The sequence below is a fragment of the Carboxydothermus pertinax genome (genome assembly GCF_001950255.1).
In the GTDB taxonomy this organism is placed as follows: domain Bacteria; phylum Bacillota; class Z-2901; order Carboxydothermales; family Carboxydothermaceae; genus Carboxydothermus; species Carboxydothermus pertinax.
Window position 1 is genome coordinate 41,608 of the sequence record NZ_BDJK01000013.1, and the last position, 14,080, is coordinate 55,687.

The window sequence follows — 14,080 nt, forward strand, 5'->3', positions numbered from 1 at the left end:
CAGAAAAATGAAGCAAAAAAATTCCGCTTATTTGGTTATTTTGGTAATAATCAATTAAAAATTTTGCTTTGCAAAATAAAAAATGAGCCAGGTCAGCAAGCGCCAACATTAAAAAAGGGACTGTTTTAAGAAACAGTCCCTTCACTATTATTAATTAAAAAGTAGATTAAACTGTCGGTTAAAGCTTTTAAACTGGCTTCAATGATATTGGTGGAAACTCCCACGGTATTGATACTTTTCTCGCCGGCTGACGATTCAATTAACACCCGCACTACCGCCTCGGTTCCGGCTTTTTCGTTTAAGACCCGGACCTTATAGTCGGTAAGCTTAAGTTCCGAAAGATTGGGGTATATTTCTAAAAGAGCTTTCCTTAAGGCATTATCTAAAGCGTTTACTGGACCGTTGCCATCGGAAGCGGTATGAATTGTGGTATCCCCCACCCGGACTTTAACCACCGCTTCGGATAAGACCCGACCATCTTCTTTAATTTCAATAATGAGCTTTGAATTGTCAATTTTAAAAGGTTCAAGCAATTTTCCGGAAACTTTTCGGACTAAAAGTTCCAAAGATGCTTCGGCCCCTTCAAACTGGTAACCCTGGTGCTCCATCGCCTTAATTGCCGCCACCAGTTCTTTGCCATAGGTTTTTACCTCTTCTTCCGATAACCCCAGGTTCTCACTGTTAAAAAGAAGGTTTGAAACTCCGGCCTGGTCGGATATGGAAACTTTCCGGTGGTTGCCTACCAGCTCGGGAGGTATATGTTCATAAGTTCCCTTATCTTTTAAAAGAGCGCTGGCGTGAACACCGCCTTTATGGGTAAAAGCGCTCTGCCCGGTATACGGCTGATAAGGATTAGGATGAAGGTTGGCAATTTCCGCAACATACCTAGAAAGCCGGGTCAGGTTTTTAAGATTGTCCTGACAGTTTAGCTCTACCCCCATTTTTAGGCAAAGATTAGGAATAAGTGAGCAAAGATTAGCATTGCCGCACCGCTCGCCATAACCGTTTATTGTTCCCTGAATCATAATGGCCCCGGCTTTTACCGCTTCTAAACTATTGGCCACCGCCAGTTCCGAATCGTTATGAGCGTGAATGCCGATACGGGAGTGAATTTTTAAAGCTGCTTCCACCCCGGCCCGAATCTCTTTGGGCAAACTTCCGCCGTTGGTATCACATAATACTATGAAATCGGCTCCAGCCCTGGCGGCCTGTTCGATAACTTTAAGAGCATAATCGGGATTATTTTTAAAACCGTCAAAAAAATGTTCCGCATCAAAAACCATTTCCCGGCCGGCATCTTTTAAAAAGGCTACGGTTTCATAAACCATTAAAAGATTGTTTTCCAAGCTCGTCTCCAACGCCATTTCCACATGTAAATCCCAGGCTTTGCCAAAAACCGTAATTACCGGTGCCTCGCTTTTAAGAAGATTATGGAGGTTGGAATCATCCTTTACCGAAAGCCTTGGATGGCGGGTTGAACCAAAAGCCGCAAGCTTAGTTTTATTAAAATCAAGCTTTTTGGCTTCCTGGAAAAACTCTAAATCTTTAGGATTTGCTCCCGGCCACCCACCTTCTAAATAATCAATGCCAAAGGCAATTAGTTTCTTGGTAATTTTTAATTTATCGGAAACCGTATAATTTATCCCTTCGGCCTGGGCTCCGTCTCTTAAAGTAGTATCATAAAGGTAAACCTTCATCATAAACCCCACCTAAGATTTCTTCCGCTACTAAATCACCCATTTCTTCACAGGTAACTAACGTAGTACCCGGCTCCAAAATATCACCCGTCCGGTAACCTTTTTGTAATACTGCTTTTACTGCTTTTTCAATAAGTAACGCTTCTTCCGGGCAGTCTAAACTGTATCTTAACATCATTCCAGCCGATAAGATTGTTGCCAGGGGGTTAGCTTTGTTTTGTCCGGCAATATCCGGTGCAGAACCGTGGATCGGCTCATATAACCCAAACTTTCCGTTTAAGCTGGCCGAGGGTAAAAGTCCAATGGAACCGGCCAAAACCGAGCCTTCATCGGTTAAAATATCCCCAAACATGTTTTCGGTAACGATTACATCAAACTGCCGGGGATTCCTTATAAGCTGCATTGCACAGTTATCTACATACATATAAGATAAAGTTACCTCAGGATAATCCTTTTTCACCTCTTCTGCTACTTCCCGCCAAAAACGGGAACTTTCCAAAACATTGGCTTTATCCACTAAAGTAAGTTTACCTCCTCGTTTTTGTGCTAACTCAAAACCAAGTCTTACTACCCTTTCCACTTCTTTTTCGGTATAAATCAAGGTATCAATTACCGCTTGTTCCCCTTGTTCCGTAGTAATCCGTTTCTTCTCGCCAAAATAAAGGCCACCCGTTAACTCCCGGACCATTAAAATATCCACACCCTCAATTATGTCCGGCTTTAAAGGGGAAGCATTTTTCAGTTCCGGGAAAAACATAACCGGCCGTAAGTTGGCATACAGGTCAAAAACTTTACGGATTTTTAAAAGTCCCCCTAATTCCGGGCGGATTTCCGGCGGTAGATTATCCCACTTTGGGCCGCCAACGGCGCCTAATAAAATGGCGTCGCTCTTTTTCCCCAGTTCCACTGTTTCCGCCGGAAGTGGTACACCAACTTCATCGATTGCTGCTCCGCCAATTAACCCGTGCTGAAAATTAAAGGTAATGCCGCTTTTTTCGCTCAACGCTTTTAAAACTTTAACCGCTTCCCGGGTTATCTCCGGTCCGATGCCATCCCCCGGCAGTACAAGAATCTTAAACGGTCCCTTGCAATTTCTCCCGGACATAGTTAATTAGTCCTCCTTTGGCAATAATATTTTGCATGAATTCCGGTATCGGCTTGGCAAAATAGCTTTCGCCAGTAGTAAGATTTTTTATTTCTCCGGTATCATAATTTATGGAAAGCTCATCCCCATCCCGGATTTTCTCGGCCGCCTCGGGGCATTCCAAAATTTTTAGGCCAATATTAAAACTATTCCGGTAAAAGATTCGGGCAAAGGATTTGGCAATTACCGCTTCAATGCCTAGAGCTTTAATAGCTATTGGCGCATGTTCTCTTGAACTTCCACAACCAAAATTTTTCCCTGCCACAATCACATCTCCGGGCTTTGCTTTTTTGGCAAAGTCAGGATCCCCGTCTTCCATACAGTGTTTGGCAAGTTCTGCAGGATCAGATGTATTTAAATACCTCGCCGGAATAATTACATCGGTGTCAATATCGTCTCCAAACTTAAAAGCCCGCATTATAACACCTCCTCGGGATGGGCAATTCTTCCGACTACCGCTGAAGCTGCTGCTACCGCCGGTCCCGCTAGATAAACTTCCGATTCCACGTGGCCCATCCGGCCTACAAAATTTCGGTTAGTAGTGGCAACAGCCTTTTCCCCTTTGGCTAAAATCCCCATGTGTCCACCTAAGCAGGGACCACAAGTAGGGGTAGAGACTGCCGCTCCCGCTTCAAGGAAAATATCTATAAGCCCTTCCCTTAAAGCCTGGCGGTACACCTTTTGGGATCCGGGTATGATAATACACCGGACATAATCTTTAACTTTTTTCCCCTTTAAAATCGCAGCCGCTACCCGTAAATCCTCAATTCGGCCATTGGTGCAGGACCCAATTACCACCTGGTCAATGTCCTTGCCGGATACCTCCTTTACCGGCACGGCATTTTCTGGAAGATGGGGAAGAGCTACCTGCGGTTCGATTTCTTCCACGTTAATTTCGTAAACCGCTTCGTATCGGGCATCGGGATCGCTGGCAAAAGCTTGAAATTCCCGTTTTGCTCTACTCTTTACGTATTCTAAAGTTAGCTCATCTACCGGAAAAATGCCGTTTTTTGCCCCGGCTTCAATAGCCATATTAGCCATAGTAAGCCGTCCTTCAACGGAGATTAATTTTAGGGCTGAGCCAGCAAATTCCATAGCTTTATATAACGCTCCATCAACTCCAATTTGGCCTATAATATAAAGGATAATATCTTTTGCCGAAACATAGGGTAAAAGCTTTTCGCCATAAAGATAAAACTTAATGCTCTCGGGAACTTTAAACCAGGTTTCCCCCAGCGCCATAGCTGCTGCCAGGTCAGTAGATCCTACCCCGGTGGCAAAAGCCCCCAGCCCCCCGTAAGTACAGGTGTGGGAATCGGCACCGATAATCACCTCTCCCGGCAATACCAGCCCTTCTTCCGGCAGGAGCACATGCTCAATGCCCATTTTACCTACTTCAAAATAATAGGTAAGGTTTTGCTCCCGGGCAAAATCCCTTAAAATTTTGGCCTGTTCAGCACTTTTAATATCTTTGTTAGGGGTAAAATGGTCCGGTATTAAATAAACCCTCTCCCGGTCAAAAACTGCTTCCACCCCAATTTTTTTGAACTCACTAATTGCCACCGGCCCGGTTATATCGTTAGCTAAAACCGCATCTACCTTGCAGGATACGAGCTCTCCCGGCTCAACTTTGCCTTTGCCAGCATGGAAGGCCAGGATTTTTTCGGTCATTGTCATCCCCATTACTGCTTCTCCCCTTTCAGTGAAAATTCAAACAGTATTTTGTTAATACCGTTTAAATAAGCCTTGGCTGAGGCTTCTAAAATATCGGTGGAAACTCCGTGACCGGTAATAATTTTCCCGCGGCCATTTTTTAATTTCACCACTACTTCTCCCAGGGCATCTTCACCGGAAGTTACAGCGTTAATTGAATACTGTTCTAAAACCGGGGTTAAACCGGTTATTTTATTGATAGCTTTATAAATGGCATCTACCGGTCCATCGCCGGTGGCAGCTTCTTCTAATTTTTCCTCTTCCTTTAATAAGCCCACCGTGGCCGTGGGGATAATCGTTGAACCGGTAGAAATATGGAAATACTCCAGGGTAAAAGTTTCGGGAACTTTTCTTATTTCTTCTTCCATCATTGCTTCTAAATCCTGGTCGGTAACTTCTTTTTTCTTATCGGCTAAAGCTTTAAATTTAATAAAAGCTTCGTTTAATTGCTCCTCGGTTAATTCATAACCAAGCTCTAATAACCTCTCCTTTAACGCATGTCTTCCCGAATGTTTTCCAAGGACGAGACGGGATTCGGGAATACCTACTAGCTTTGGGTTCATTATTTCATAAGTAGTCCTTTCCTTTAAAACCCCATCCTGGTGGATACCCGATTCGTGGGAAAAGGCATTTTTCCCCACAATTGCTTTGTTGGGCTGCACCGGCATACCGGTTAAATTGCTAACAAGCTTACTGGTCCGGTAAATCTCCTCGGTTTTAATTCCGGTATAAAAGGGTAGAAGATCTTTTCGGGTATAAAGAGCCATGACTATTTCTTCCAAGGAACAGTTTCCAGCCCGTTCGCCAATTCCGTTAATGGTACATTCCACCTGCCGGGCGCCATTTTTTATAGCTGCTAAACTATTAGCCACCGCAAGGCCCAAATCATCATGGCAGTGAACGCTTAAGACTGCCCGGTCCATTACCGGAACTTTTTCTAAAATTTTGCGGATAAATTCCCCAAACTCTTCCGGTTCCGCATAACCAACGGTATCGGGAATGTTTATAGTAGTAGCTCCTGCTTTTACTGCTGCTTCCACGACCCGGCACAAAAAGTCCAAATCACTTCTTGAAGCATCTTCCGCCGAAAACTCCACATCGGAAGTGTATTTTTTCGCAAGTTTTACTGCTGCTACTGCCCGTTCAATTACCGCCTCCCGGTCCATTTTCAGCTTGTATTTTAAATGAATATCGGAAGTAGCGATAAAAGTATGAATCCTTGGGTTTTCGGCCTCTTTTAAGGCTTCCCAAGCGGTTTCGATATCCAACGCTGAAGCCCGGGCAAGCCCTGCCACTACCACCCCTTTTACTTCTCGGGCAATTAGGAAAACGGCTTCTTTATCTCCTGGCGACGTTACCGGAAAACCAGCCTCTATAATATCAACGCCCAGCTTTTGTAGTTGCCGGGCGATTTGCAATTTCTCGTGGACGTTTAAACTAACTCCTGGAGACTGCTCCCCATCCCTTAAGGTCGTATCAAAAATCCTAACCCTATCCATCAATCTCACCCTTCCAGCTTTTTTGCAAGTAATCGGTGAGGAAGACCGACCACCGACCACTTACCACCGTTATTACCAATCCACCGCTTCCCCGATAGGTGCCCCCGAGAGCACCATAGGAAGCACTTTTTCCTCGGGACTTATTTCTACTTCTAGAAGGTACATTCCCTTATGCCCAAGCATTTCGTTTAAAGCCTCGTCTACCTCTTCCGGTTTGGTAATTTTCCGTCCTGGAATCCCATAAGCTTTTGCTAAAGCCACAAAATCCGGAATAAAACCTAAATCAATACCAAAGTAATTTTTGTTAGCATAAAATTCCTGCAACTGCTTAACCATTCCCAGTTTTCTATTAACAAACAAGATAATCTTTAAAGATAAATTCTGTTCCCTGGCAGTAGCAAGCTCTCCCATATTCATTTGAAAGCTACCATCGCCGGTGATTAATACTACCTGTTTATCCCGAAAAGCTATTGCCGCACCAATAGCTGCCGGCAACCCGTAACCCATGCAGCCAAGGCCACCGCTGGTTAAGAAAGTACGGGGTTTTCTAAAAGGGTAAAATTGCGCTGTCCACATCTGATGCTGTCCCACATCGGTAGCAATTATGGTATCATCCGAAACCTTTTCTCCTAAAAGTTTAATAGTTTCCTGCGGTTTTATATACTCATCTTTTTCGTATTTTAAGGGAAAATCTTCTTTCCAGGAGTTTATTTTAGACAGCCACTCCTGGTGGTTTTGCGGTTCAATTAATTTTAACATCTCCTGTAAAACATTTTTTACATCACCAACAATGGGAACGTCAGCCCTAACGTTTTTGCCGATTTCCGCCGGGTCTACATCAATATGAATAATTTTTGCTTTTGGAGCAAAGCCGGATAACTCTCCCGTTACCCGGTCGGCAAACCGTACCCCCAGGGCAATTAAAATATCACTTTCGGTTACCGCTAAATTAGCATAACGGGTCCCGTGCAGTCCGAGCATCCCTAAGAAAAGCGGGCTGTCCTGGGGAAAGGAAGTAAGTCCCATGAGGGTATTAGTTACCGGAATATCTGCCTTTACGGCAAACTCATAGAGTTCCTGGCTGGCGTTAGCGGCTATTATGCCGCCGCCAGCAATAATTACCGGCCTTTTCGCCTGACTTATGACCTTTACCGCTTCGGCAATTTTCTGGGGATGGCCTTTTAAATTAGGCTTATACCCGCGGATCTCTACTTTCTGCGGATATTGAAAGTTGATAGTTCGAGAGGCTACATCTTTTGGTAGATCAATTAATACCGGGCCCGGTCGACCGGTAGAAGCAATATAAAAGGCCTTTTTCACAATTGCTGGTATATCCGCCGGATTTTTCACCAAAAAGTTGTGCTTGGTAATTGGCATGGTTATGCCGGTAATATCTACTTCCTGAAAAGCATCAGTCCCCACCATTGTAGTGGGTACCTGGCCGGTAATCACCACTACCGGTACTGAATCCATGTAAGCCGTAGCAATTCCGGTTACCAGGTTGGTGGCCCCCGGTCCGGAGGTAGCAATGCATACTCCTACTTTCCCCGAAGCCCGGGCATAACCGTTAGCGGCATGTATTGCCCCCGGCTCATGGCGCACTAAAACGTGCTGAATTTTTGATTGGCGTAAGGCCTCATAAAGAGGCACCACCGCTCCCCCGGGATAGCCAAAAACCGTTGAAACACCTTCCAGTTCAAGAGCTTTTACTAAAGCCCTGGCACCAGTAATCTCCAAAAGACATCCCCCCTACTTTTTCAGCCATGGCATCATTTGCCGAAGTTCCGCTCCCACCTTTTCAATGAGGTGTTCTTTTTCCTGACGTTTAATGGCGTTATATACCGGGCGTCCCGCCATATTTTCTAAAATCCAGTTTTTCGCAAACGTACCGTTCTGAATTTCTTCTAAAACCTTTTTCATTTCCTTTTTGGTTTCTTCGGTAATAATCCGGGGACCAACCATGTAGTCACCGTATTCAGCGGTATCGGAAATGGAATACCGCATTAACGAGAAGCCACCCTCATAAATTAAATCCACAATTAACTTCATTTCATGTAAACATTCAAAATAAGCCATTTCCGGAGCATATCCCGCTTCGACTAAAGTTTCAAAACCCGCTTTAATTAAGTGCGTAACCCCTCCACATAATACCGCCTGTTCGCCAAAAAGGTCCGTTTCCGTTTCTTCTTTAAAGGTAGTTTCAAAAACTCCTGCCCGGGTACAGCCAATCCCTTTGGCATAGGCAAGGGCTAAGTCTTTCGCTTTTCCGGTAGCATCTTGGTAAACCGCAATTAATCCTGGCACTCCTTTGCCTTCCACATACATCCGCCGCACTAAATGGCCCGGACTTTTCGGTGCCACCAAAAACACGTCTACATCGGCTGGCGGTACAATTTGCCCGTAGTGAATGTTAAAGCCATGGGAAAACATTAAAGCTTTTCCGGTCGTTAAATGTTTTTCAATGCTTTCCCGGTAAATTTGGGCTTGGGTCTGATCCGGAGCCAATATCTGAATAATATCCGCCCAGGCCGCAGCTTCAGCCACATTCATTACTGTAAAACCATCGGCTTCTGCTTTTTCCCGGCTTTTACTCTTTTCATGAAGGCCTATCACTACATTTAAACCGCTGTCTTTTAAGTTTTGTGCCTGAGCATGACCCTGGCTGCCATATCCAATAACCGCAATTTTTCTCTCCCGTAAAAGTTCTAAATTAGCATCTTGATCATAGTAAACTTTTTTCATGTTATTCCTCCTCCTTAGTCCCATTGATATTTGATGTTCTAGAACCCCGTAAAAGGGCAATTTTCCCAGTACGCACCAGCTCTTTTATCCCAAAAGGCCTCAGAGCATTCTCAATTGCCTCGATTTTTTCCTCATCCCCGGTGGCTTCAATGGTCAGAGATTTAGGGCCAATATCGACAATCCGGGCCCGAAAAATTTCCACTATCTGCATAATCTCTCCCCGGGTTTCGGAATCAGCATTTACTTTTAATAAAAGGAGTTCCCGACTCACATACTGTTCCGAGGTAATATCCTGAACTTTTATTACGTCGACAAGTTTTCGCAGCTGCTTTACTACCTGCTCTAAAACCCGGTCATCCCCTTCTACTACAATAGTCATGCGCGAAATATCCGGATTTTCGGTTCTGCCTACCGCCAGGCTATCAATGTTATATCCCCGCCGGCTAAAAAGCCCTGCGACCCTGGCTAAGACCCCCGGATTGTTTTCCACCAATACCGCTAAAGTATGCCGCATCTAATCCCCCCTTAGCCTAACATTTTGTTAATAGCGCCTCCCGGCGGCACCATGGGAAAAACATTTTCCTCCCGGTCTACCCAAATATCGGCTACTACCGGCCCCGGGTGTTTTAAAACTTCCCAAAGCTTTTCCTCCAAATTATCTTCCTTTTTAATTCGAACTCCAAAAATTCCGTAAGCTTCCGCTAATTTAACAAATTCTGGATTTACAAGTTCCGTATGGGAATAGCGGCGCTGGTGGAAAAGTTCCTGCCACTGCCGCACCATTCCTAAATAACCGTTATTTAAAATAATCACCTTTATCGGAATATTATAAGCAGCGACAGTCATAAGTTCCTGGCTATTCATCTGAATGCCGCCATCACCGGTAACTACCACCACCTGGCGGTCCGGTCTTGCCACTTGTGCTCCAATGCCCGCCGGAAGGCCAAAACCCATGGTTCCAAGTCCTCCTGACGAAATGAAGCTACGGGGTGTGTTAAACTTGTAATATTGGGCTGCCCACATCTGGTTTTGTCCAACATCGGTGACAATTATCGCTTCTCCGCCAGTTTGCTGATAAAGAATTTCGATAACTTTTTGGGGCTTTAAACCACACTCTTGATTATAAGTTAAAGGGTATTTTTCCTTTAACTCATCAACAAACTCCAACCATTTTTCCGGCTTTTTTTCTTCTATCATCCCTAACAAAAGTTGAAGGCTGTTCTTTACATCCCCCACCAGTGGCACTTCTACCCGCACATTTTTGTTAATTTCGGCAGGATCAATATCCAAATGAATAATTTTGGCTTTAGGTGCAAAGCTCTTTACATCTCCGGTAACCCGATCATCAAACCGTACCCCCACTGCCAGCAAGAGATCGCATTCGCTAACAGCATAGTTTGCCGGTTTAGTTCCATGCATTCCCAGCATCCCTAAAAATAAGGGATGATTCCCCGGAAATCCGCCCAGCCCCATTAAACTCGCAACTACCGGTGCATTTATTTTTTCAGCCAATTGTAGCAATAACTGCTCAGCACCGGCATTTATTACTCCGCCCCCGGTAAAAACCACCGGACGCTCGGAGTCGTTTATAAGCGCCGCCGCTTTTTTTATTTCCTCCTCCCGTGGAGTAAGAACTGGTTTGTACCCTGGAAGTTCAACTTTTTCGAGAAATTTATAATGGGCTTTTGCTGCCGAGACATCTTTGGGAATATCGATTAAAACCGGTCCCGGTCGTCCCGTCCGGGCAATGTAAAATGCTTCCACCACCGTTTGGGCAATTTCCCCCGGGTCTTTCACCAAGTAATTATGTTTGGTGATTGGCATAGTTATTCCGGTAATATCGGCCTCCTGAAAAGAATCCCTCCCTAAAAGGAAAGTAGCCACCTGTCCGGTAATGGCAACCACCGGCACCGAATCCATATAAGCGGTTGCGAGGCCAGTAACCAAGTTAGTTGCGCCCGGACCGGATGTGGCAAAACATACTCCTACCCTGCCTGATGCCCGGGCATATCCGTCCGCCGCATGGGCAGCCCCCTGTTCATGCCGGGTCAAGTAATGGGTAATCTTTGAATCGTAAAGGGCATCATAAATCGGCAAAACCGCTCCTCCTGGATACCCAAAAACCGTATCTACCCCTAAATCCTCCAAAACTTTAATTAAAATTTGTGCTCCGGTTAGCTCCATATCTTTCACCTCTACTTTAAAAACACCGCACCTAAATTAGCAGAACTCACCAGTTTTTGGTACCGAGCCAGGTAGCCTGCTTTAATTTGGGGCTCGGGAAGTTTCAGTTGAGCTTTTCTCCGGTTAAGTTCTTCTTCTTCTACCAAAAGATCAATCTTTTGTCCCGGAATATCTATTTTTATTAAGTCTCCTTCCCGAACCAAAGCTATCGGCCCACCTTCATACCCTTCCGGGGAAACATGACCAATCGCTGCTCCCCGGGTTGCTCCTGAAAACCTGCCATCGGTAATTAGAGCCACGTCCCGGTCTAAGCCCATACCGACAAGCGCTGACGTAGGAGTTAGCATCTCCCTCATCCCGGGCCCCCCTTTGGGGCCTTCAAAGCGAATTACCACCACATCCCCTTTATTTATTTGCCCCGCTAAAATCGCGTTGGTAGCCTCCTCTTCACTATCAAAAACCCGGGCAGGACCGGTATGGGTTAGCATTTCCGGTAAAACCGCTGATTTTTTCACCACCGCTCCCTGGGGTGCCAGGGTTCCAAACAAAATTGCTAAGCCCCCCGTCTCCGAGTAAGGATGATCAATGGGACGGATAACTTCGGAATTTTTATTGACAGCATTTTTCAGATTTTCCCCTACCGTTTTCCCCGAAACGGTCAAAAGTTCTTCATTAATCAAACCTTTCTTGGAAAGCTCTTTCATCACCGCCGGAATGCCCCCGGCAAAATAAAGGTCTTCCATGTGATGGGGGCCAGCAGGGCTTAACCGGCAGAGATTAGGAGTTCTTTCACTAATTTCGTTAACTAAATTTAAATCAAACTCCACCCCTGCTTCATAGGCTACCGCCGCTAAATGTAAAACAGTATTGGTTGAACACCCCAGAGCCATATCTACGGCTAAACCATTTAAGAGACTTTCCCGGGTAAAAATATCCCGGGGACGGATATTGTTTTGTAAAAGCTCTAAAACCTTTTCCCCGGTAAGTTTGGCCAGTCTTAACCTCTCGGCATACACCGCCGGAATAGTGCCGTTTCCAGGAAGGGCTATCCCTATAGCCTCGGTCAGGCAGTTCATTGAGTTGGCAGTAAACATGCCAGCGCAAGAGCCACAACCAGGGCAGGCGTGATTTTCATACTCCAAAAGCTCTTCATCGGTCATTTTTCCGGCGGCAACTGCCCCAACCCCTTCAAAAACATTACTTAAAGAAACTGCCTTGCCATTTACCTTTCCTGCTAACATTGGTCCGCCGCTTACAAAGATGGCTGGAAGATTTAAACGCATTGCAGCAATTAACATTCCCGGAACGATTTTATCGCAATTGGGAACAAACACCAGAGCATCAAACTGGTGGGCTTTTACCATGACTTCCACCGAGTCAGCAATAAGCTCACGGCTAGCCAGGGAGTATTTCATCCCTTCGTGATTCATCGCAATCCCATCACAAACTCCTATTACCGGAAGCTCAAAGGGAACACCGCCAGCATTCCTCACTCCAGATTTTACCGCATCTACTACCGTCCTAAGGTGCAGGTGTCCCGGCACAATTTCGGAAAAACTGTGTACTACTCCAATAAAAGGACGGCTCATTTCGCTATCAGTTATTCCCAAAGCTTTTAAGAGACTCCGGTGGGGAGCTTTGCTGATTCCTTTTTTTATGAGGTTACTTGGCATTTTCTTCCTCCTTTACTCGTTAAAAATAAATGGACCATCAGTATAAACATATTCCCGGAAATCTTTTATTAACGTTTTGGTCACTGGCCCCGGAACGCCGTTACCAATAATTCTGCCGTCAACCTTAACTACAGGAATTACCTCCGCTGCAGTACCGGTTAAGAAGCATTCATCGGCATTAAAAATGTCATAACGGGTAAACAGCTTTTCTTCTACCTGGATACCCCGTTTTCGTGCTAAATCCATTACCGTATTACGGGTTATCCCTTCTAAAATGCCTGCATAAGGAGGGGGAGTAATTAAACGGTCATTTTTAACAATAAAAATATTGTCACCGGTAGCCTCAGCTACATAACCCTCTTGATTTAATAAAATAGCTTCTAAAACCCCGTGCAGATTAGCTTCAATCTTGGCTAGAACATTGTTTAAATAGTTTAATGACTTAATCCTGGGGCTTGAAGCCTCGTTTAGGTTTCTCCGGGTAGGAACAGTGATTACTTCAAGCCCTTCTTCATAAAAACGCTCCGGATAAAGGGTAATGGATGCTCCAATACAAAATACCGTAGCCTTGGAACACTTTCGGGGGTCTAAGCCCAAATCTCCTTTCCCTCGGGCAACTACTAACCGAATATAGCCTTCCCGTAAATTATTTCGCCGCATTGTCTCCAGCACAACTTCAGCCATTTCTTCCCTGGATAGGGGGATTTCTAAGAGAATCGCCTTTGCCGACTCGTAAAGTCGATCTATATGTTCCTTTAACTTAAAAACCCGGTTATGATATGCTCTAATCCCTTCAAACACCCCATCCCCGTATAAAAGCCCGTGGTCAAATACCGAAACTTTAGCCTCCTCTTCCGGAACAAACTCCCCATTTAAATAAATAATCAACCCCATAGCCCACACCTCCGCAATTTTATTAAAATTTTTTCATTTTTATGCAAAAAAATCTTAAAAATATATAAAAACAACCCCCGTCCCTGGAACTATTCAGGGACGGGGGTTTTGCCCGCGGTACCACCCTGCTTGCCAGGAAAGGTTCCTGGCCGCTTAATTGGGATAACGGTAATAAACCGTTCCGGCCTACTAAAACCTTCGACCGGAAAGCTCCCGGGCGATCTGTGCAAAACTCAGGCACCGGGTTCCCAGCTACCCCCGGCTCTCTGGGGCCTTCCTTTTGCACCGCTCCCATTCACTGCCTTTTCTGCAAAATGTTTTGCTGATAATTTTATAAAAGACCAAGCTTACTTGTCAATAAAATAACAAAATGTATACAATGTTCAAAAATTTTTCTCTTTTTTCTCATAACCTTTACAAAAAAATAACCGGGAAAGGTAATCGGAACTGGTAAAAAGATAGTAGACAGATAAAAGTCTACTATCTTTTTATTTTGTATAATAGAGAACAAAGGAGATGATGAGTATGCCATCA

General features: G+C 44.8%; 12 protein-coding genes and 1 other annotated feature. All 12 genes read right to left on the minus strand.

What is annotated here, in order from left to right; translation table 11 throughout:
• Positions 1-125 precede the first annotated feature (125 nt).
• Positions 126-1,700, minus strand: a complete 1,575-nt coding sequence (gene cimA / locus cpu_RS04955) for a citramalate synthase (protein ID WP_075858939.1) — start codon at positions 1,698-1,700, stop codon at positions 126-128.
• Positions 1,678-2,802, minus strand: coding sequence for a 3-isopropylmalate dehydrogenase (gene leuB / locus cpu_RS04960; protein WP_075858940.1), 1,125 nt, complete (start codon positions 2,800-2,802; stop codon positions 1,678-1,680). Before leuB ends, cimA begins: the two co-directional genes overlap by 23 nt.
• The gene (gene leuD / locus cpu_RS04965) at positions 2,771-3,259 is read right to left on the minus strand and encodes a 3-isopropylmalate dehydratase small subunit (protein WP_075858941.1); all 489 of its coding nucleotides are present in this window, start codon (positions 3,257-3,259) and stop codon (positions 2,771-2,773) included. Before leuD ends, leuB begins: the two co-directional genes overlap by 32 nt.
• Positions 3,259-4,524, minus strand: a complete 1,266-nt coding sequence (leuC, locus tag cpu_RS04970; protein ID WP_075858942.1) for a 3-isopropylmalate dehydratase large subunit — start codon at positions 4,522-4,524, stop codon at positions 3,259-3,261. Before leuC ends, leuD begins: the two co-directional genes overlap by 1 nt.
• Positions 4,524-6,053, minus strand: coding sequence for a 2-isopropylmalate synthase (locus cpu_RS04975; protein WP_200800640.1), 1,530 nt, complete (start codon positions 6,051-6,053; stop codon positions 4,524-4,526). The genes leuC and cpu_RS04975 overlap by 1 nt, the downstream gene beginning before the upstream one ends.
• A 72-nt stretch (positions 6,054-6,125) precedes the next feature.
• On the minus strand, positions 6,126-7,790 hold the full coding sequence (ilvB, locus tag cpu_RS04980) for a biosynthetic-type acetolactate synthase large subunit (RefSeq protein WP_075858944.1): 1,665 nt from the start codon (positions 7,788-7,790) through the stop codon (positions 6,126-6,128).
• 12 nt (positions 7,791-7,802) lie between these two features.
• A complete protein-coding gene (gene ilvC / locus cpu_RS04985; protein WP_075858945.1) occupies positions 7,803-8,795 on the minus strand; it encodes a ketol-acid reductoisomerase in 993 nt (330 codons plus the stop codon).
• A 1-nt stretch (position 8,796) separates the two neighbouring features.
• Positions 8,797-9,309: an acetolactate synthase small subunit gene (ilvN, locus tag cpu_RS04990; protein WP_075858946.1), complete on the minus strand. Its 513-nt coding sequence runs from the start codon at positions 9,307-9,309 to the stop codon at positions 8,797-8,799.
• An 11-nt stretch (positions 9,310-9,320) separates the two neighbouring features.
• Positions 9,321-10,979 (minus strand): biosynthetic-type acetolactate synthase large subunit, encoded by a 1,659-nt coding sequence (ilvB, locus tag cpu_RS04995; RefSeq protein ID WP_075858947.1) that lies wholly within the window; start codon positions 10,977-10,979, stop codon positions 9,321-9,323.
• 11 nt (positions 10,980-10,990) lie between these two features.
• Positions 10,991-12,652 carry a dihydroxy-acid dehydratase gene (gene ilvD, locus cpu_RS05000; RefSeq protein ID WP_075858948.1) on the minus strand — a complete coding sequence of 554 codons (1,662 nt, stop codon included), beginning with the start codon at positions 12,650-12,652 and terminating at the stop codon, positions 10,991-10,993.
• A 12-nt stretch (positions 12,653-12,664) separates the two neighbouring features.
• Positions 12,665-13,546, minus strand: a complete 882-nt coding sequence (gene ilvE / locus cpu_RS05005) for a branched-chain-amino-acid transaminase (protein WP_075858949.1) — start codon at positions 13,544-13,546, stop codon at positions 12,665-12,667.
• Positions 13,547-13,638: 92 nt separating this feature from the next.
• Positions 13,639-13,854: a binding site (T-box leader), on the minus strand.
• Between the two features lie 23 nt (positions 13,855-13,877).
• Positions 13,878-14,080, minus strand: a 203-nt coding sequence (locus cpu_RS13930; protein WP_234970190.1) for a hypothetical protein, incomplete at its 5' end; no start/stop codon positions are given.

What these genes read in the sequence shown, in the direction of transcription:
- cimA (WP_075858939.1), bottom strand. Translation starts at nt 1,700, where the DNA reads ATGATGAAGGTTTACCTTTATGATACTACTTTAAGAGACGGAGCCCAG.
- leuB (WP_075858940.1), bottom strand. Translation starts at nt 2,802, where the DNA reads ATGTCCGGGAGAAATTGCAAGGGACCGTTTAAGATTCTTGTACTGCCG.
- leuD (WP_075858941.1), bottom strand. Translation starts at nt 3,259, where the DNA reads ATGCGGGCTTTTAAGTTTGGAGACGATATTGACACCGATGTAATTATT.
- leuC (WP_075858942.1), bottom strand. Translation starts at nt 4,524, where the DNA reads ATGGGGATGACAATGACCGAAAAAATCCTGGCCTTCCATGCTGGCAAA.
- cpu_RS04975 (WP_200800640.1), bottom strand. Translation starts at nt 6,053, where the DNA reads ATGGATAGGGTTAGGATTTTTGATACGACCTTAAGGGATGGGGAGCAG.
- ilvC (WP_075858945.1), bottom strand. Translation starts at nt 8,795, where the DNA reads ATGAAAAAAGTTTACTATGATCAAGATGCTAATTTAGAACTTTTACGG.
- ilvN (WP_075858946.1), bottom strand. Translation starts at nt 9,309, where the DNA reads ATGCGGCATACTTTAGCGGTATTGGTGGAAAACAATCCGGGGGTCTTA.
- ilvB (WP_075858947.1), bottom strand. Translation starts at nt 10,979, where the DNA reads ATGGAGCTAACCGGAGCACAAATTTTAATTAAAGTTTTGGAGGATTTA.
- ilvD (WP_075858948.1), bottom strand. Translation starts at nt 12,652, where the DNA reads ATGCCAAGTAACCTCATAAAAAAAGGAATCAGCAAAGCTCCCCACCGG.
- ilvE (WP_075858949.1), bottom strand. Translation starts at nt 13,546, where the DNA reads ATGGGGTTGATTATTTATTTAAATGGGGAGTTTGTTCCGGAAGAGGAG.